The 19202-nt window shown below is 51.3% G+C and carries 19 protein-coding genes and 1 other annotated feature; of the genes, 18 read left to right on the top strand and 1 reads right to left on the bottom strand.

Features of this window, described 5'->3' with window-relative positions; all coding sequences use genetic code 11:
* Positions 1 to 160: 160 nt before the first annotated feature.
* The 12 genes from FYJ84_RS03810 (at position 161) to zapA (ending at position 13987) form a co-directional block, all read left to right on the top strand.
* The gene (locus tag FYJ84_RS03810) at positions 161 to 1345 is read left to right on the top strand and encodes a PAS domain-containing protein (RefSeq protein ID WP_154406272.1); all 1185 of its coding nucleotides are present in this window, start codon (positions 161 to 163) and stop codon (positions 1343 to 1345) included.
* 9 nt (positions 1346 to 1354) lie between these two features.
* On the top strand, positions 1355 to 2107 hold the full coding sequence (locus FYJ84_RS03815) for a TSUP family transporter (RefSeq protein ID WP_154406273.1): 753 nt from the start codon (positions 1355 to 1357) through the stop codon (positions 2105 to 2107).
* 78 nt (positions 2108 to 2185) lie between these two features.
* Entirely contained in the window at positions 2186 to 3022 is an 837-nt protein-coding gene (speD, locus tag FYJ84_RS03820; RefSeq protein ID WP_154406274.1) for an adenosylmethionine decarboxylase, read from the top strand.
* 71 nt (positions 3023 to 3093) lie between these two features.
* A complete protein-coding gene (locus FYJ84_RS03825; protein ID WP_154406275.1) occupies positions 3094 to 4545 on the top strand; it encodes an aminotransferase class I/II-fold pyridoxal phosphate-dependent enzyme in 1452 nt (483 codons plus the stop codon).
* An 80-nt stretch (positions 4546 to 4625) separates the two neighbouring features.
* Complete coding sequence (speE, locus tag FYJ84_RS03830) at positions 4626 to 5477, top strand: polyamine aminopropyltransferase (RefSeq protein ID WP_154406276.1); 852 nt, start codon at positions 4626 to 4628, stop codon at positions 5475 to 5477.
* Positions 5464 to 6342, top strand: a complete 879-nt coding sequence (gene speB, locus FYJ84_RS03835) for an agmatinase (RefSeq protein ID WP_154406277.1) — start codon at positions 5464 to 5466, stop codon at positions 6340 to 6342. The genes speE and speB overlap by 14 nt, the downstream gene beginning before the upstream one ends.
* 102 nt (positions 6343 to 6444) lie before the next feature.
* Positions 6445 to 7644 (top strand): saccharopine dehydrogenase family protein, encoded by a 1200-nt coding sequence (locus tag FYJ84_RS03840; RefSeq protein WP_154406278.1) that lies wholly within the window; start codon positions 6445 to 6447, stop codon positions 7642 to 7644.
* The gene (gene nspC / locus FYJ84_RS03845; RefSeq protein ID WP_154406279.1) at positions 7644 to 8798 is read left to right on the top strand and encodes a carboxynorspermidine decarboxylase; all 1155 of its coding nucleotides are present in this window, start codon (positions 7644 to 7646) and stop codon (positions 8796 to 8798) included. Before FYJ84_RS03840 ends, nspC begins: the two co-directional genes overlap by 1 nt.
* Before the next feature lie 150 nt (positions 8799 to 8948).
* On the top strand, positions 8949 to 9386 hold the full coding sequence (locus FYJ84_RS03850) for a MarR family winged helix-turn-helix transcriptional regulator (protein ID WP_154406280.1): 438 nt from the start codon (positions 8949 to 8951) through the stop codon (positions 9384 to 9386).
* 80 nt (positions 9387 to 9466) lie between these two features.
* Positions 9467 to 9685, top strand: a binding site (T-box leader).
* A gap of 64 nt (positions 9686 to 9749) precedes the next feature.
* Complete coding sequence (gene pheS, locus FYJ84_RS03855; protein WP_154406281.1) at positions 9750 to 10781, top strand: phenylalanine--tRNA ligase subunit alpha; 1032 nt, start codon at positions 9750 to 9752, stop codon at positions 10779 to 10781.
* A gap of 18 nt (positions 10782 to 10799) precedes the next feature.
* Positions 10800 to 13235, top strand: coding sequence for a phenylalanine--tRNA ligase subunit beta (pheT, locus tag FYJ84_RS03860; protein WP_154406282.1), 2436 nt, complete (start codon positions 10800 to 10802; stop codon positions 13233 to 13235).
* A 5-nt stretch (positions 13236 to 13240) separates the two neighbouring features.
* The gene (gene zapA / locus FYJ84_RS03865; RefSeq protein WP_205764089.1) at positions 13241 to 13987 is read left to right on the top strand and encodes a cell division protein ZapA; all 747 of its coding nucleotides are present in this window, start codon (positions 13241 to 13243) and stop codon (positions 13985 to 13987) included.
* Positions 13988 to 14144: 157 nt separating this feature from the next.
* On the opposite strand, the gene FYJ84_RS03870 is transcribed toward zapA, so the two are convergent.
* Complete coding sequence (locus FYJ84_RS03870) at positions 14145 to 14447, bottom strand: LysM peptidoglycan-binding domain-containing protein (protein ID WP_154406284.1); 303 nt, start codon at positions 14445 to 14447, stop codon at positions 14145 to 14147.
* A 317-nt stretch (positions 14448 to 14764) separates the two neighbouring features.
* Between FYJ84_RS03870 and thrS the strand changes: the two genes are divergently transcribed.
* The 6 genes from thrS to lacB all read left to right on the top strand — a co-directional run bounded on the left by thrS (position 14765) and on the right by lacB (position 19199).
* Entirely contained in the window at positions 14765 to 16684 is a 1920-nt protein-coding gene (gene thrS / locus FYJ84_RS03875) for a threonine--tRNA ligase (protein ID WP_154406285.1), read from the top strand.
* Positions 16685 to 16940: 256 nt separating this feature from the next.
* Positions 16941 to 17216 carry a type II toxin-antitoxin system Phd/YefM family antitoxin gene (locus FYJ84_RS03880; RefSeq protein WP_154406286.1) on the top strand — a complete coding sequence of 92 codons (276 nt, stop codon included), beginning with the start codon at positions 16941 to 16943 and terminating at the stop codon, positions 17214 to 17216.
* Complete coding sequence (locus FYJ84_RS03885; protein WP_154406287.1) at positions 17206 to 17472, top strand: Txe/YoeB family addiction module toxin; 267 nt, start codon at positions 17206 to 17208, stop codon at positions 17470 to 17472. The genes FYJ84_RS03880 and FYJ84_RS03885 overlap by 11 nt, the downstream gene beginning before the upstream one ends.
* A gap of 28 nt (positions 17473 to 17500) precedes the next feature.
* Positions 17501 to 17980, top strand: a complete 480-nt coding sequence (locus tag FYJ84_RS03890) for a flavodoxin family protein (protein WP_154406288.1) — start codon at positions 17501 to 17503, stop codon at positions 17978 to 17980.
* A gap of 247 nt (positions 17981 to 18227) precedes the next feature.
* Entirely contained in the window at positions 18228 to 18647 is a 420-nt protein-coding gene (locus FYJ84_RS03895) for an RpiB/LacA/LacB family sugar-phosphate isomerase (RefSeq protein WP_154406289.1), read from the top strand.
* Between the two features lie 36 nt (positions 18648 to 18683).
* Positions 18684 to 19199 (top strand): galactose-6-phosphate isomerase subunit LacB, encoded by a 516-nt coding sequence (gene lacB, locus FYJ84_RS03900; protein WP_154406290.1) that lies wholly within the window; start codon positions 18684 to 18686, stop codon positions 19197 to 19199.
* Positions 19200 to 19202 lie beyond the last annotated feature (3 nt).

Consider the following 19202-nt stretch of genomic DNA (forward strand, 5'->3'; position numbering starts at 1 on the left):
TGCTATATAGGATAATGCTAGAATAAGGTAATTGCCAGATCATATGCAGGTAAAATATATTTTACAGTGCCATGTAAATTGCTACTTTTTTTTTGTACAAATTCCATGTATAATATAGCTTAGAGTGAATTTTGCGAAATGGTGTAAGGAAGATGCTGTGATGAGGGATGAGAGTACGCAGAGCCTTTATGAATTTAACAAGGATTTAAGCACCGTGTCGGATGAAAGCCTTCGCCTGGAGCTGGAGCAGAGCTATCGCATTATTAATGCCCTCAGTTCCAGCTACCATGATGTTTATTATGCCAACCTTGAGACGGGCAATATGAGAAGCTATCGCTATAGCCGCATTACCCAGGAGATGTTTGGCAGGCAGTTTGAGAATGGCGATTTTGAGACAAATTTGTATACCTATGTGCGCAAGGCGGTGCATCCTGACGACCAGGAGCTTTTTGAGCCGGTGCTGACCAGGGCCAGCATCAAGAAGGTGTTTGAGCGGCAGGACAGCTATTCCCTGAAATACCGGGTGGTGCAGGATGGGGAGATTCATTATTGCCGCTGCCTGGTGGTGAAGATTCTGGGGCGGCCGGAGGAGTTTGTTTTTGCTTTCCAGAACCGGGACCGGGAAATGATGATGGAGAGCGAGAAGAAGAACGACATGAAGCGGCGCATGGATATTGTCATGTCCATGGTGAAGATGTATGACAATTCACTGTATGTGAATGTGTCCAGCAACCGTTTTTTGGAGCTGAAAATTTCTCCTGCGATCAGGGATATGATTGACAAAACCAAGACCTATGATTCACAGCTGGCGAATGTGATAGAGAATGCGGTCACCCGGGATTATCAGGAGGCCATGCGTGAGTTCCTGGATATAAATACCATTAATGAACGGATGGGCTTCAAGAATGTCATGTCCATGGAGTTCAAGGGGCGTACCACCGGCTGGTCCGAGGCGTATCTGATTGTGGGCAACCGGGATGCTGACGGCCTGGTGGAGGATGTTTTTGTGGCTACCCGGGGCATCAATGAGGAAAAGCTGCAGAAGCTTTTGCAGCAGGAGCAGGAGCGCAAGCAGAACAACCAGCTGACTGAGGCACTGCGGCTGGTGAATAGCGCCAATGAGGCGAAAAAGCTGTTTTTGCAGGATATGAGCCAGGATATCAGGTTTTCCTTGAATGATATCAGGCGGCTGGCTGATATTTCCTGGCTGGATTTGGAGCATCCTGAGAGGATGTCCGGGGAGCGCATGCAGCAGATTGTGGCAAGCATGCGGCAGATTGGGGAAATCAGCGATGTGCTGCAAAAAATGGTGGACAGTGCTTTGAAAAAAGCGTTGGAGGAGTAATATATTCAAATGGATATGGAAGTTTATATATTTGTAGCTGTGGCAGGTTTTGTGGCTTCGTTTATTGATGCGGCGGCAGGGGGTGGCGGCATGATTTCCTTGCCGGCACTGCTTTTGACGGGGATTTCGCCCCTGCATGCCCTGGGAACCAACAAGATGGCGGCTGTCATGGGGGCGTGTACCAGCTTTATCACCTTTGTCCGTTCCGGCAAGATGGATGTGCAGCTGATAAAGAAGCTGTTTCCCTTGTCCCTGATCGGCTCAGCTCTGGGGGTGCTGGCCGTGCAGCAGGTTCCTTCGGAGTTTTTGCGGCCTTTGATTGTGGTGCTGCTGGTGGCAGTGGTGCTGTACAGCCTTTTGAAAAAGGACTGGGACAGGGATACGGAGCCTAGGAAGCTGACGGGCAGGATGCTGGCTCTCAGCATGCTGGTGGCACTGGTGATGGGCTTTTATGATGGCTTCTTCGGGCCGGGCACCGGCTCCTTCCTGCTGTTTGCCTTTTTGATGCTGGGCTTTGATTTTATCGGTGCTACGGCCAATACCAAGGCACTGAATTTTGCCAGCAACCTGGCAGCTACGGTGTTTTTTGCGGCTTCCGGCATGATTGATTACCAGATGGGCATCTTTATGGGCATCTCCATGATTTTTGGTGCTTACTGCGGGGCGCGGTTTGCTATTACCAAGGGCGTGGCTTATGTGCGGCCTATGTTTATTGTCGTGACAACCATGCTGATTGGCAAGCAGCTGATGGATTTGCTGTGAGGCGTTGCCGGGCGGTGCATTTGCTTTTTATGTTATGTTTTTCAGGGATAGATTATTTTTTAGGGGCGTGAGATCAGATTGGAAGAAAAATTGAAATTGTATGGGTTTAACAACCTGACCAAATCCCTTAGCTTTAATATCTACGATATTTGTTATGCTAAGACACCTCGTGAGCAGCAGGACTACATCAAGTATATTGATGCCCAGTATAATTCGGAGCGTCTGACGAAGATACTGTACCGGGTGACGGAGATGATTGGTGCCAAGGTGCTGAGTGTGTCCAAGCAGGATTATGAACCTCAGGGTGCCAGCGTGACTTTTTTGATTGCCGAGGAGGCAGCCGTTGCTTCCGGCAAGAAAAAGCCGCTGAATTGTGCCGAGGTTTTGCAGGATATCCATGAGTCGGAGGCCGGCAGCGTGCTGCAAGGGGAAACGGTGGTGGCTCACCTGGACAAGAGCCATGTTACGGTGCATACCTATCCTGAGTTCCACCCTGAGACCAGCATTGCTACCTTCCGGGTGGATATAGATGTGGCTACCTGCGGCGAGATTACGCCTTTGAAAACCCTGGATTATCTTATTGGCATGTTTGATTCGGATATTATCACCATGGATTACAGGGTGAGGGGCTTTACACGCAATATGGCAGGCCGCAAGCTGTTCATGGATCATCACATGACCTCTATCCAGAATTTCATCAACAAGGATACCCTGGACAAATATGATGCAGTGGACATCAATATCTACCAGGCAAATCTTTTCCATACAAAGATGCTCATTAAGGAGCTTGATTTGAAGAATTATCTTTTCAATACGGATATCTATGAAATTCCCCCAAAGACCAGGCTGGATATTCATAACAGCCTGCGCCGGGAAATGATTGAAATTTACAGCGGTACTAACGTTTTTGGCTGAGCCGGGGGAGGCCTGCCGTTACGGCAGGCTGACGGTCAGTCAGGGCAGGTCTTTGGGAGGGGAGGCTAAGGATGAAATATATTTCGCAGGAAAACGCGCCAATTCTGGAAGCTTTGGAAAAGATGAAAAGTGCCAGGCTGGTGCCTTTTGATGTGCCTGGGCACAAGAGGGGCAGGGGCAACAAGGAACTGACAGATTTTTTGGGGGAGCGTTGCCTGTCGGTAGATGTGAACTCCATGAAAATGCTGGATAACCTCTGCCATCCCGTGTCTGTTATCAGGGATGCGGAGGAGCTGGCGGCGGAGGCCTTCGGGGCGAAGCACGCCTTCTTTATGGTGGGGGGCACCACCTCGGCAGTGCAGGCTATGGTGATGACGGCATGCAAGCGGGGGGACAAGATTATCATGCCCCGTAACGTGCATCGGAGCGCCATCAACGCCCTGATTCTCTGCGGGGCTGTACCTGTGTATGTGAACCCCAGGATGGACCCGGTGCTGGGCATTTCCCTGGGGATGAGCGTGGCAGATGTGGAGCAGGCCATCAGAGAAAATTCAGATGCCAAGGCTATACTTGTAAACAATCCTACGTACTATGGAATTTGTTCCAATATAAAGCGGATTGCGGAGCTGGCTCATGAGCATGGCATGCTGCTGCTGGCTGATGAGGCTCATGGCTCCCATCTGTATTTCAGTGACAAGCTGCCGGTGGCTGCCATGCATGCCGGTGCGGATATGGCTGCTATTTCCATGCACAAGTCCGGGGGCTCCCTTACTCAGAGCTCCCTGCTGCTGGTGGGGGACAGGGTGTCTCATGGCTATGTGCATCAGATTATCAACCTTACCCAGACCACCAGCGCATCTTATCTTTTGCTGGTGAGCCTGGATATTTCCCGGCGCAACATGGCGCTCCATGGGGAGAAGCTGGTGGACAGGATTATTGCCCAGGTGCAGTATGCCAGGGATGAGATAAATGCCATCGGAGATTATTATGCCTATTCAAAGGAATTGGTCAACGGTGACTCCATATATGATTTTGATATCACCAAGCTGGCGGTATATACCAGGTCTATAGGCCTGGCTGGCATCGAGGTGTATGACCTTTTGCGGGATGAGTATGATATTCAGACGGAGTTTGGCGATATTGCCAACCTGCTGGCGTATGTTTCCGTAGGTGACAGGGAGAAGGATATAGAGCGGCTGGTGTCCGCTCTGGCAGAGATACGCCGCAACTACCGTCAGACCGGCAGGGAGATGCTGAAGGCTGAGTATATCAGCCCGAAGGTGGTCTGCGGTCCTCAGGAGTCCTTTTATGGTGACAAGGAGTCCCTGCCTATCGGGGATTCTGTGGGCAGGGTGTGCAGCGAGTTCGTCATGTGCTATCCGCCGGGGATTCCGATTTTGGCACCTGGTGAGATGGTGACGGAGGAAATCTTGCGCTATATACGCTATGCCAAGAAGAAGGGCTGCCAGATGACAGGCCCTGAGGATATGAATCTGCAGCGCTTGAATGTCTTGAAGCTATAATTAGTCAAGTTATTAAGGTTGTAATGCCATTGAATTTATAATATTTTCAGTTCGGATGTTTTGAAGGGAGAGTGACTGGCATGCTCTGGTTTACAGAACAGCATACTCCTAATGTGAGGTTTTCCATTAAGATTGACAAGCAGCTCTTTAGCGAGCAGAGTGAGTTTCAGCGGATTGATGTTTTTGAGTCCGAGGAGTTTGGCAGGGTGCTGGCTCTTGATGGCTATCTGATGCTGACGGAGAAAGATGAGTTTATCTACCATGAGATGATAACCCATGTACCTATGTGCGTGCATCCCAGCGCCAAAAGGGTGCTGGTCATCGGTGGCGGTGATGGGGGTACTGTCAGGGAGCTGACCAAGTATCAGAATATCGAAAAGATTGACCTGGTGGAGATTGACCAGCGGGTGGTGGAGGTCAGCAAGATGTTCCTGCCCAAGACGGCGGCAGCTCTGGAAGACCCTAGGGTGACCTGCTATTATGAGGACGGCTTGAAGTTCATCCGCCATGTGGAGGATGAGTATGACCTGATTCTGGTGGATTCCACTGACCCTTTTGGTCCCGGTGAAGGCCTCTTTACCAAGGAGTTTTATGGCAACTGCTTCAAGGCGCTCCATGAGGACGGCATCATGGTGAACCAGCATGAGAGCCCTTTTTACAAGGAGGATGCCTATGCCATGCAGCGTGCCCATAAAAGGATATGCCATTCCTTCCCGATCAGCAGGGTATATCAGGTGCATATTCCTACCTATCCTTCCGGCCACTGGCTGTTCGGTTTTGCTTCCAAGAAGTACCATCCTGTGAAGGATGTGAACTGGCAGGCCTGGAAGGAACTGCGGATACGCTGCCATTATTATAACTGTCCGTTGCATGCAGGCTCTTTTGCCCTGCCGAACTATGTAGAGGAGCTTTTGCGAGATGTTGAAGACTAATGTAGAAACCTTTTTGGGCTGTGAGGCGGAGCTGGCGGATGCCAGGATTGTCATCTTCGGTGCGCCTTTTGATTCTACCACTTCCTTCCGTCCGGGAACCCGTTTTGCCAGCAAGGTGATGCGGGGGGAGTCCTACGGACTGGAAACCTACAGCCCATATCAGGATCTTGATATGGAGGATGCTGCTGTCTTTGATAGCGGTGATTTGGAGCTGTGCTTCGGCGATACGGAGACGGCACTGAAGGATATTGAGGAAAGGACGGCGGAAATCCTGGCTGCCGGGAAGCTGCCCTTTATGATTGGCGGTGAGCATCTGGTAACGCTGGGAGCCATCAGGGCTGCTGTGAAAAAGTATCCTGACCTGCACATCCTGCATTTTGATGCCCATACGGATCTGCGGGAGGAATACCTGGGGGCAAAGTTGTCTCATGCTTCTGTCCTGCGCCGTGCCTGGGAGCTCACCGGGGATGGCAGAATCTGGCAGCTGGGCATCAGGAGCGGCCTGCGGGAGGAATTCCGCTGGGCGAAGGAGCATACCAATCTGAGGCCTTTTAACCTCAAGGCAATGCCAGAGGCACTGGCAGCCTTGCAGGGAAAGCCGGTGTACTTCACTATTGACCTGGATGTGATGGACCCGTCGGTTTTTCCGGGAACCGGGACGCCTGAGTATGGCGGCGTGACCTTTGGGGAGCTGATGGAAGCGGCAGTGGCCGGCTGCGGCCTGAACGTAGTGGGCTGCGACCTGGTGGAGCTGTCGCCTGCCTATGACCAGAGCGGCGCCTCTACGGCGGCGGCCCTGAAGATTATGCGGGAAATGCTTCTGAAGCTGGAGGAACCTTTTATCAAGGGGCCTGTGCAGGTGTGAGGCAAATTCTGCCGATGTGTTGATTTATTGATGTATAAAATAAATTCTGTTTATGTATAAACCTTTTAATCTTAGTGCTTAGTGAAATCTGGAGGTAGAAGAATGGGAAAAGCGTTAATTATCGGCTGCGGCGGCGTGGCCAGCGTGGCAATTCACAAGTGCGTGCAGAACAGCGATGCCTTTGAGGAAATCTGCATCGCCAGCCGTACTGTCAGCAAGTGCGATGCCCTGAAGGAAAAGCTGCAGGGGGGCAAGTGCAAAATCACCACGGCTCAGGTGGATGCCAACAGCGTGGAGCAGCTGGTAGCCCTCATCAAAAGGGTGCAGCCGGATGTGGTGCTGAATCTGGCACTGCCTTATCAGGACCTGACCATCATGGATGCCTGCCTGGAGTGCAAGGTAAGCTATGTGGACACTGCCAACTATGAGCCGGAGGATACGGCAAAGTTTGAGTACAAGTGGCAGTGGGCTTATCGGGAGAAGTTTGAAAAGGCAGGCATTACGGCGCTGCTGGGCTCCGGCTTTGACCCGGGGGTAACAGGCGTGTTCAGTGCCTATGCCTTGAAGCATCACTTTGACGAGATTAACTACATCGATATCCTTGACTGCAATGCCGGTGACCACGGCTATCCATTTGCTACCAATTTCAACCCGGAAATCAACATCCGCGAGGTTTCTGCCAAGGGCAGCTACTGGGAGGATGGCAAGTGGGTTGAGACCGAGCCTATGGAAATCAAGCGGGTGTACAATTTCCCTGAGGTGGGGCCGAAGGACATGTATCTCCTGCATCATGAGGAGCTGGAATCCCTGGGCATCAACATCCCTGGCATCAAGCGCATCCGCTTCTTCATGACCTTCGGTGAGAGCTACCTGCGCCATCTGAAGTGCCTGGAGAATGTGGGCATGACCTCCATTGAGCCGATAGAGTTCGAAGGCAAGAAAATCATTCCGCTGCAGTTCCTGAAGGCGGTGCTGCCGGACCCTGCCAGCCTGGGTCCCCGCACTGTGGGCAAGACCAATATCGGCTGCATTTTCCGGGGCAAGAAGGATGGCAAGGACAAGACCTACTATCTGTACAATGTCTGCGACCATCAGGAGTGCTACAAGGAAGTTGGCTCCCAGGCCGTATCCTATACCACGGGTGTACCTGCCATGATTGGCGCCATGCTGGTGATGAATGGCACCTGGAAGAAGCCTGGCGTGTACAACATTGAGGAATTTGATCCGGACCCGTTCATGGAAGCCCTGAACAAATGGGGGCTGCCATGGCAGGAAAGCTTCAATCCGGAGCTGGTTGACTGATGGGGGCGTTCAGCTACCGGCCTGACTGGCTGGCTGAAGTAACCACACCTGCCTATGTGGTGGAGGAAAAGCGGCTGGTACACAATCTGGAAATCCTCAGGGGGCTGCAGGAGAGGACGGGCTGCTATGTGCTTTTGGCGCAGAAGGCATTTTCCATGTACTCCTGCTATCCTCTTATCGGTCGCTATCTGAAGGGGGCTGCCGCCAGCGGCCTCTTTGAGGCACGGCTTGCCTACGAGGAATTTCCCGGGGAGAACCACGTCTTTAATCCTGCCTTTCAGGAAAAGGAATTTGCGGAGCTCCTTAAATACTGTGACCATTTTGTGTTCAACTCCATGTCCCAGTGGAAAAGGTTTGGTGCCCGGGCACTGGCTGCCGGCAAGGAGTGCGGCCTGCGCATCAACCCGGAGCATTCCACCCAGGACCATGCTATCTATGATCCCTGCTCCCCTCTGTCCAGGCTGGGGGCAAGGCTCAGCGAGCTGGATGAGGACAGCCTGGAGGGACTGTCAGGCTTTCATTTCCATACCCTCTGCGAGCAGGGGGCGGAGCCTCTGGCAGAAACCCTGGAAGCAGTGGAGGAAAAGTTTGGCAGGTTCCTGCCACGGCTGAAATGGATTAATTTCGGCGGCGGCCATCATATTACCAGGGAGGGCTATAATATGCCCCTTTTGGAGCGGTGCATTCGCAGGATGCAGGACAGGTACGGCCTGAAGGTATATCTTGAGCCGGGAGAGGCGATTGCCCTGGATGCAGGCTTTCTGGCGGCTACGGTGCTGGAGGTCATCGAGGGGCCTGAGCGGGAGCTGCCTGTGGCGGTTCTGGATGTGTCGGCTGCCTGCCACATGCCTGATGTGCTGGAGATGCCCTACAGGCCGCCTCTGTCTGACAGTGGTGAGGCCGGCGAGCGGAAGCATTCCTACATGCTGGCAGGTGCTACCTGCCTGGCAGGGGACAATATCGGCGTCTTTTCCTTTGATGAACCGCTGAAGCCGGGACAGAAGCTGCTGTTTGGCGATATGGCCATCTACACCATGGTAAAGAATAATACCTTTAACGGCATGCCGTTGCCGGATATTGTGTATGTGGATGCCGGGGGCAGCTGGAAGACAATCAGAACCTTTGGTTATGATGACTTTAAGCAGCGGTTATGAAAACAATGTGTTATGGTATATGAAAATTTTTGTTTTTCGCAAAAAAATTGCACATTTGATATTTACGAAACTCGCAAAATTTTATATAATGTATATGAATGGTACTTATTATCAAGGGATTGAAGTTTAGGAAAGAAGAGGGGCGTATATATGGAAAATAGAAAAATACGGGATGAATTGGAGAGCCTGGTGTCGTTCATTCGTCAGAAGCACAAGGAGTTCATGGTGAGCAGGCTGCAGCCGCTGGGCATCAAGACCAGCTCAAGGGGTGCTGTGCTGTATGCTGTCTTCGAGAATGAAGGCCTCGTGCAGGAGGATATCAGCAGCAGGCTGAGCATGGACAAGGCTTTTGTCACCAGGGAGCTGAATGCTTTGGGGGATATGGGGCTGATTAAGCGTCTCAAGGACCCGCAGGATCATCGCAGAAATCATATTTTCCTGACTGATGACGGCCGGGAGCTGGGCGAGTCCATCGTGAAAATCGAGGAAGAATGGGTAAAGATGGCCTATGCCGGTTTTTCAGCCAAGGAGTTCTCAGCTATGAAGAATTTTTCCGAGCGTATCAGCAACAATATAAGGAATAATTAAGTTTCATAGGAGTGCGGCGGCACTCCTTTTCTTTTTGCTTTTTTGATTTGCAATCTGTGGCAAATCGTGGTAGAATGTTTGGTACAGCGAAGAAGGAGAGAGTAGCCTGCAAGGTGTCTTTCAGGGAGTCCTGGCAAGTGGGAACAGGGCAGATGGCGGCAGGTGAAGTTCACTCCGGAGCTGTCCTGGTGAAGAGATGTAGTCAGGACGTTTTCCGCGTTAAGGAGCAATTAAGTGAGAAAATAGGGTGGTACCGCGAAATGGTGGTGCATCTTTGATGCGATGCCTTCGCCCCTAGCTGTTGGGGTGGAGGCTTTTTTGTGCACAGAAACCGCCCATAGAAAATATTTTTAGGAGGATATTATGGAAGAAAAGATTGAACAGCTCAGGCAGGAAGCCGCCAAGGCTGTAAAGCAGGCAGTAGGCAGCCTGGGGGACCTGAATGATATCAGGGTAAAGTACCTGGGCAAGAAGGGTGAGCTGACCACTATCCTGAGGGGCCTGGGGCAGCTTTCCAAGGAGGACAGGCCACGCATCGGCCAGATTGTGAATGATGCCCGTCAGCAGCTGGAGCAGCTGATTGCGGAGAAGAACGAGGAGCTCCGTGAAGCGGAGCTGAAGAAGCGCCTGGCCAGCGAAAAGATTGATGTTACCCTGCCGGGGCGCCGTGCCCCTCGCGGTCATCTGCATCCCCTGACCATGACGCTGATGGAAATCAAGAGCATCTTCATGAAGATGGGATTCACGGTGGAGGTGGGCCCGGAGATAGAGAAGGATTATTATAACTTTGAGGCATTGAACCTGCCAAAGGACCATCCGGCAAGGGATATGCAGGATTCCTTTTATATCACCGAGGATATCCTCATGCGTTCCCAGACTTCCCCGGTACAGGCAAGGACTATGGAGTCCCATGAGCCCAACAGCCCTATCCGCATGATTGCGCCGGGCAGGGTGTATCGCCGTGATGACTACGATGCCACCCATTCCCCGATGTTTACCCAGGTAGAGGGCATGGTGATTGACAAGGGCATCAGCCTGGCTGACCTGAAAGGCACTCTGGAGAGCTTCCTGAAGCAGATTTTTGATGAAAAAGTCAAGGTGCGTTTCCGCCCTAGCTTCTTCCCATTCACCGAACCTAGTGCCGAGGTGGATATTTCCTGCGTGATGTGCAAGGGCAAGGGCTGCCGTGTCTGCAAGGGCACCGGCTGGCTGGAAATCCTCGGCTCCGGCATGATTCATCCGAATGTGCTCAGGATGAGCGGCTATGACCCTGAGAAGGTTAGCGGCTTTGCATTTGGCATGGGTGTAGAGCGTATTGCCATGCTGCGTTACGGGATTGACGATTTGCGTCTTTTCTATGACAATGACTTGAGATTTTTAAAGCAGTTCTGGTGATAGGGAGGAATTGGAAAAATGCAGGTATCTGTAAAATGGCTTCATGATTATATAGATTTCACGGAAACTGCCGAGGAGCTGGCTGACAAGCTGACCATGGCAGGTATTCCTGTCGAGAATGTTATCCGTGCCGATGAGGGACTGGACAAGGTTGTCACCGGCAGGATTGAGAAGATAGAGGTGCACCCGGACTCCGATCACATGGTGATTACCTCCATGAACGTGGGGGCGGCTGAGCCTGTCCAGATTGTCACCGGTGCCCAGAATGTACGGGAAGGGCAGATTGTGCCGGTGGCCATGATCGGTGCCAAGCTGCCCAATGGACAGAAGATTTCCAAGGGCAAGCTGCGGGGCGTGCAGTCCAACGGCATGCTGTGCTCTGCCGAGGAGCTGAAAATGGATGTGACTGCCCTGCCAAAGGAGCAGACCGAGGGCATCTATATCCTGCCGGAGGATACTCCTGTCGGCATTCCTGCCAGCTCCGTGCTGGGACTGGATGATGTGGTGCTGGAATTCGAGCTGACTGCCAACCGTGGCGACTGCTTCAGCGTGCTGGGGCTGGTGCGTGAGGTGGCTATCCTCACCGGCAATGAGCCAAAGTGGCCGGTGATAAAGGTCAATGAGGATGATGCAGCCAAGGCTTCTGACATGATCAGGATTGGCATCCAGGCGGAGGACCTCTGCAGCCGTTTTTCTGCCCGTGTGCTGAAAAATGTCAAGATTGGCCCATCTCCGAAGTGGATGCAGCAGCGCCTGGAGGGAGCCGGTATCCGTGCCATCAACAACGTGGTGGATGTGACCAACTTCGTCATGGTGGAGCTGGGGCAGCCTATGCACGCCTATGACTATGACCAGATTGCAGGCCACAGCCTGACTGCCCGGCGTGCCGTGGAGGGTGAGAACCTTCATACCCTTGATGACTCCGAGCGCCTTGCCAGGGGCAACGAGCTGGTGATTGCTGACAGCGAGAAGCCTGCCGGCCTGGCCGGTGTCATGGGCGGCCAGGAGTCAGAGGTAACGGATAGTACGACTGCTATTGTGCTGGAGGCAGCCTGCTTTAACGGTGCCAGCATCCGTCGCACCTCTCGTGCCTGCGGTCTTCACTCCGAGGCTTCCGGCCGCTTTGAGCGCGGTACGGATGTGACGGCTACCATCAGGGCTATTGACAGGGCGGCACAGCTCTTGCAGGAGATGGGGGCATGCACTGTCACTCAGGGCGTAGTTGATGTTTATCCTGTAGCTAAGGAGCCTGTCCATGTTACCTTTACGGCAGAGCAGATTAACAGCCGCCTGGGCACGGAGATACCGGCTGAGCGGATGATTGAGATTTTGGAGAAGCTTTATTTCAAGGTAAGCCCTCAGGAGGGCGGCGTATATAGCGTAGAGGTTCCATCCTGGCGAAACGATGTTACCTTTATGGAGGACCTGTCCGAGGAAATCGCCCGTATCCACGGCTTTGACAATATCGCCTCCACCACCCCTAGGGGCAATGTTACCCAGGGGGGGCAGAAGCCGTTGCAGGCCTTTGCTGACCGGGTGAAGCTGGCACTGTCCCACATGGGCATGTGCGAGGAGGTTTCCTTCAGCTTTACCAGCCCTGAGATTTTTGATAAAATGGAACTGCCGGAGGACAGCAGCCTGAGAAAGGCTATCCCTATCATGAATCCTCTGACGGATGAATTCCCGCTGGTGCGTACTACCCTTCTGGGCAGCGTGCTGGAGAATGCCGTCCGCAACCTGTCCAGGAAGAATGAGGACATCAAGATTTATGATGTGGCACCTGTCTTCTATCCTAAGGCACTGCCTTTGACGGAGCTGCCGAGGGAGGTTGTGAAGGTAGCAGGCTTTATGACCGGCCGCCGCAACCCTGTGGGCTGGAGCAATGACAGTGCTCCGATTGATTTCTACGATGCCAAGGGCATTGTGGAGGATTTGCTGGAAATGCTGGAAATCAGCCGCTATCAGGTGGAGGCTGGCGAGTATACCGCCATGCATCCGGGCAAGACTGCTCTCTTTAAGAAGGGCAAGGAGGTTATTGCCGCTGTAGGCGAGCTGCATCCGAAGGTGGCTGAGAATTTCGGCATCACCAAAAAGGCATATGTCTTTGAAATGGATCTTTTGACACTGCTGAAGTACACCGTAGCCAAGAGCAGCTGCACATCCCTGCCGCGTTATCCTGGTATCAGCCGTGACCTGGCCATGCTGGTGGATGAAAACGTCAGCGCAGCGGAGATTGAGCGCACTATTTCCAGAAATGGCGGCAAGTTCTTCGCCGGTGTCACCCTGTTTGATGTATATCAGGGCAAGCAGATCGCTGCTGGCAAGAAGTCCATGGCATTCAGCATCCAGTTCCAGTCCAATGACAAGACCTTGACTGATGCCGAGGCCGATGAGGGCTTCCAGGGGATTCTGGAGGCTGTGCAGAAGGAGTTTGACGCAGAACTTAGAGGGTGATGCTTATGGCAACAATAGTGGATGTAACTATTCTGGGAAACCGTTATAAGCTGAAAAGCAGTGACAATGAAGCCGGGCAGCTGGAGGAGCTGGCCGCCCGGCTGGATGCCAGAATGCAGGAAACAGCCAGTCATCTCAAAAGGGTTAATCCGCTGAATGTAAGTATACTGACAGCCCTGCAGCTGGCGGAGGAGCTGGCGAAAAGCCATGGGGAGGCCAGAGCTGCCTATGCAAAGCTGCAGAAGCAGTACAATGACGAGCTGGCGAGGCTGGGCAGGCAGCATGCTGCCGAGCTGGCACAGTGCAAAAAGGATGCTGCTGAGCTGGAAAAAAAGCACTCAGAGGAGCTGGCACAGTGCAAAAAGGATACTGCTGAGCTGGAAAAAAATCACTTAGAGGAGATGGCAAAGCTCAGGCAGGATATGGACAGGCTGGAAAAGAAGCAGGCTGATGAGCTGGCACAATGCAGAGCGGAGCAGGCAGCTCAGGGCAGAAAACATGCTGATGAGCTGGCAAAGCTGACTGACGGGCAGAAGGAGTCCTTGTCGCAGCTGACCAGGCAGCATGAGGCGCTGGTGGCTGAGCTGCGGCAGGCGCACAGCCAGGAAATGGCAAAGGTGCAGCAGGCGCACAGCCAGGAAATGGCAAAGGTGCAGCAGGAGCAGTCACGCCGCTACGAGGCGTTGCAGGCGGAGCATGCCAGCCTGAAAAAGGACTATGACGAGCTGATGGAGCTGCTGGAAGAAACCTGAGTTAATGAAAAAATGACCACCTGGATAAAAGCTGGCTTTATGGATTTTGTGAGCGAGCGATTCCGGTGGTCATTTTTATTTTATTGATGGTGTTGCTGATATTGGTACTGATATCGATGCTGTTACTGTTGTTTGATTGTTGATATTGCGCAGAGTTTTATTTTTGGGCGATGGCGCGGGAGGCGGCACCGCCATCAGCATTGGCACGGACAGGGATTTGCAGCTGCCGTCCTGCTTTCAGGGGAGTATCGGCATGTACGCCATTGATTTCACAGATGGCCTCTATCAGCTGTGCTTTGTCGGCTTCGTTAATGGTATACCTGCCGGCTACATCGTGTAGGCTTTCGCCGGGCTGTATGGTAACGGCTGCAAAGGTATCAGTGCGCAGGTAGTCATTATCCAGGTGCATAGGGGCTAGGGCGGCAAAGGCGATGAGGATGGTTACGATAAGCTTTTTCATTTTTTACATCTCCTGACTGTAGTATTTTGGTATTGCATTGCTTGAAGTATCCGGGGTGCGGAAACCTTTCTTCGTGAAAGGAAGGTTCGCAACATGTTTGTTTGTATATATATTAGCACGAAAAATCGTTCTTGGCAAGCACTTTCGGAACGAATTTACCAAAACTTTTTACCGAAACTTTTTTTAGCGGTATAGTTCCTGTAAAAATGAATGGTCAATAACTATAAAAACTTGCAATAAATTTGTGTAAATACTATAATGGAAGCTGGTATTTTAAAAGAAATGACAAATTTCTTTGACTATATAGGAGGGTTAAGATGATTAAATTGACTATGCCGGATGGTTCCATTCGGGAGGCAGAGGCCGGTATCAGTGCGCTGGAGCTGGTAAAATCCATCAGCAACAGCTTGGCAAAGAAGGTGCTGGCTGTCAGCATTGATGATAAAACCATGGATTTAACGACAATTCTTGACAGGGATTGCAAGGTGCAGTTCCTGACCTTTGAGGATGAGGGAGGCCGCCATGCACTGCGCCATACCGCATCACATATCCTGGCACAGGCAATTAAGCGTCTGTACAAGGATGAGAACGTGCAGCTGGCCATCGGCCCTGCCATTGAGAACGGCTTTTACTATGATATTGATATGGAGAAGCGCCTCACCGAGGATGACCTGAAGGACATCGAGAAGGAAATGAACAAGATTGTCAAGGAGAACCTGAAGCTGGAGCGCAAGCTGGTCAGCCGTCAGGAGGCTTTGGACATGTTCGGGGCAGCCGGTGAGAATTACAAGGTAGAGCTTATAAATGACCTGCCTGAGGATGCGGAGATTTCCCTCTATACCCAGGGGGAGTTTACGGATTTGTGCGCAGGCCCTCATGTGGTGTCCACCGGCAAGGTAAAGGCACTGAAGCTGCAGAGCGTGGCAGGTGCTTACTGGCGTGGCAGCGAGAAGAACAAGATGCTGCAGCGTGTATACGGCACTGCTTTTGAGAAGAAGGATGAGCTGGATGCTTATCTGAAGATGCTGGAGGAGGCTGCCAAGCGCGACCATCGCAAGCTGGGCAAGGAGCTTGATTTGTTCAGCATCCATGAGGAAGGCCCTGGCTTCCCGTTCTTCCATCCAAACGGCATGGTTATCCGCAACGAGCTGATTAACTATTGGCGTGAGGTACATCGCCGCTATGGCTATCAGGAAATTAGGACGCCGATGATTTTGAACCGCCAGCTGTGGGAACAGTCCGGCCATTGGGCTCATTACAAGGAAAATATGTATTTCACCGAGATTGACGGTGAGGACTACGCTATCAAGCCTATGAACTGCCCGGGCGGCATGCTGGTGTACAAGACTCAGCAGCACAGCTATCGCGACCTGCCGTTGCGTGCCGGTGAGCTGGGCCTGGTGCATCGCCATGAGCTTTCCGGCGCCCTCCACGGCCTGTTCCGGGTGCGCAACTTCACCCAGGATGATGCCCATATCTTCATGACGCCGGAGCAGATTGAGGGAGAAATCCAGAACGTTATCAACCTTTTTGATGAGGTGTACAGCACCTTTGGCCTGAAATATCATGCAGAGCTTTCCACCCGTCCTGAGGATTCCATGGGCTCCGATGAGATGTGGGAGCTGGCTACTAACGGCTTGCGGAACGCCCTTGAGCATCGCGGTCTGGATTATATTGTCAACGAAGGTGACGGTGCTTTCTACGGCCCGAAGATTGACTTCCACCTGAAGGATTCCATCGGCCGTACCTGGCAGTGCGGCACTATCCAGCTGGATATGCAGCTGCCGGAGAAGTTCGACCTGACCTATGTGGGCGAGGATGGGCAGAAGCATCGCCCTGTCATGATTCACCGCGTGGTATATGGCTCCATTGAGCGCTTCATCGGTATCCTGATTGAAAACTATGCCGGTGCTTTCCCGACCTGGCTGGCACCTGTGCAGGTAAAAATCCTGCCTATCACTGACAGGCACATGGATTATGCCTTTGAGCTGAAAAAGAAGATGTTTGACCTGGGGCTCCGTGTAGAGGTAGATGACCGCAACGAGAAGGTTGGCTACAAGATGCGTGAGGCACAGGTGAAGAAGATTCCTTATATGCTGGTAGTGGGCGATCAGGAGATGGAAAGTGGCACTGTCAACATGCGCAAGCATGGGGAGAAGGATACTTCCACCATGCCGGTGGATGAGTTTATTGCTTATATTCAGAAGAATATTGCGGACAAGTCCGAGGCTTATTGATTATACAAAATGGTTTGTGGGATCTGCTCAGATTAAAATTGATTATTGATTAAATAAAATATTTGTGGACTCTGTTCAGATTAAAATGGGATGAGCAGTGACAGTTTTCATCTTGGATCGTCACCGCTTATCCCTTTCTTTTTCTGAATAGATACAACAGAATGATATAATGATATTTCTTGTACGTTGCTTTTATGCTTATTGATTGAAAATATGTACAGAATATTGTACAATGTTATTAGAGGGGGTGGCGGCGATGCTGGCTGTTAATTATTCATCTGTAAGAAATAATTTTAAGGAATATTGCGATAGGGCAGTGTATGACGTTGAGCCAATAATTATTACTCGTAAAAATGAGGAAAATGTTGTCATGCTTAGCCTTGATGTCTACAATAATATGCTGGAAAATTTATTTATTAGAAGCAATGATAATAACTATCAGCATATTCTCAAGGGAATCAAACAGCTTGAAGCAGGCCAGGTAGTAACTTCATCTCTGGATGAAATGGAGAAGCTGATGCATGAACAATAAAATTGTGTTTTCTGCTAGTGCATGGCAGGACATTAATAACTGGGTGCAGGAGGATAGAAAGGTATTTAAGAAAATTAATGCTTTAATCCAGGATATTGCCAGGAATGGTAACGAAGGAATAGGGAAGCCTGAACCTCTTATCAATATGAATGGATATTGGAGCAGGCGTATAACAGATAAAGATCGCCTTATCTACAAGGTGCAGGAGGCTGCAATACTGATTGCAGCCTGCAAGGGACATTATGGAGATAAATAAACCATTTGAAATTAAGGAGAAACTTTATATGAAAGCGACTGTATTTTATTTTTCAGTGTCGGGAACTACAAAGCGTTTTGCGGAGATTATTGCTGATGCCATGAGTGCAGAAGGGGTAGAGGCTCGTGCCATGTCCATTGAGGCAGTGGATGAGCAGTGGGTAAAGGAAAGCCGCTGCGTAATCCTGGGTACGCCTACCTACTTTGCTGACATGGCAGGCACGGTAAAGTGTTTTTTGGAGAAGTGCGGTAGCTATGAGATGAGTGGCAAGCTGGCAGGTGCTTTTGCCACGGCTCGTTATGTGCATGGGGGCGGTGAGGCGGCCATCCAGATGATTCAGACTCATTTCATGTGCTATGGCATGCTGGTGTATTCCGGCGGCAGCCAGGATGGGCTGACTATCCATCTTGGGCCGGTGGCTATCCGGGAGCAGGCGGATGATTATGTGGAGACCTTCCGTATCTACGGCAGCCGTATGGCGAAGAAGGCACTGGAATTGTGGGGCTAAAAGGTTCTTTATTGTAATAAGATCTATAGATAGGGCTAGGGGATAATACAGCAATATAGATATGGAGCAGGTTTGAAGCCTGCTCTTTTTTTGTGCAAATTTTTATGAAAATGCTTTCAGAGGCTGAAAACATACTGTGCAGAGAGTGTCCTATAATGTAACCATAGCAAGGGAAACACCGGCAAGCCGGAATGAAGGCAGGCAAATAGCGGTGTAGAGAAATAAATTATGCAAAGGAGATTTGGACATGAAGGTTGCAATTTCTGCTAATGAGGTTGGTGCCCGCTTGAAGGATGTTATCAAGGCGCATCTGAGCGGTGCAGGTTATGAGGTTGTGGATGTTTCTGACAAGGACATCTTCACTGCTACCATGAACGTGGTGGAGCTGGTGAACAAGGGTGAGATTACCAGGGGCATCGTGGTGGACGATTATGGCGTGATTCCTTTCAACATCGCTGCCAAGAACCACGGCATTGTATGCGCTCCTGTTTATGAGGATTATACTTCCAGCATGACGCGCCGTCACAACAGCACCCAGATTATCACCATGGGCTGCAATGTTACCGCTGACGTGCTGTCCTGCCAGCTGGCTGAGAATTTTGTCAAGACCGAGTATGATGGGGGACGCCATCAGATTCGCATCGATATGCTGAACCGTGAGCTTTGATAAGCAGGATAACGTGAGACAGGAGGAAAGGTAATTATGAAAATCGCTATTGGCTGTGACCATATTGTTACTGATATTAAGATTAAGGCAGCTGAGTTTCTGAAGAATCAGGGCCATGAGGTTATTGATGTAGGCACTTATGATTTTATCCGCACCCATTATCCTATTTTTGGCCGCAAGGTGGCAAAGGCTGTTGTTACCGGCCAGGCTGACCTGGGGGTATGCATCTGCGGCACCGGCATCGGCATCAACAACTCCGCTGTGAAGGTAAAGGGCATCCGCGGTGCCTGCGTGGCTGATGTGCAGACTGCTGTTGCTGCCAAGGAGAACCTGAATGCCAATGTCATCGGCTGCGGCGGCCGTGTGCTGGGTGTAGGCACTATCGAGTACATCCTGGAGGCTTTCTTGAAGGCTGAGTACAAGCCGACTCCTGAGAAGGAGGCACTGATTGCGAAAATTGATGCCATGGTGCCTGAGAATGACTGCATTGAGAACGATGCTCTCTTTGATGAGTTTGAGCAGAAGTGGGCAGAGGGCTATTATCACGACTGATAA

This window comes from Anaerovibrio slackiae (genome assembly GCF_009695585.1).
GTDB lineage: Bacteria > Bacillota > Negativicutes > Selenomonadales > Selenomonadaceae > Anaerovibrio > Anaerovibrio slackiae.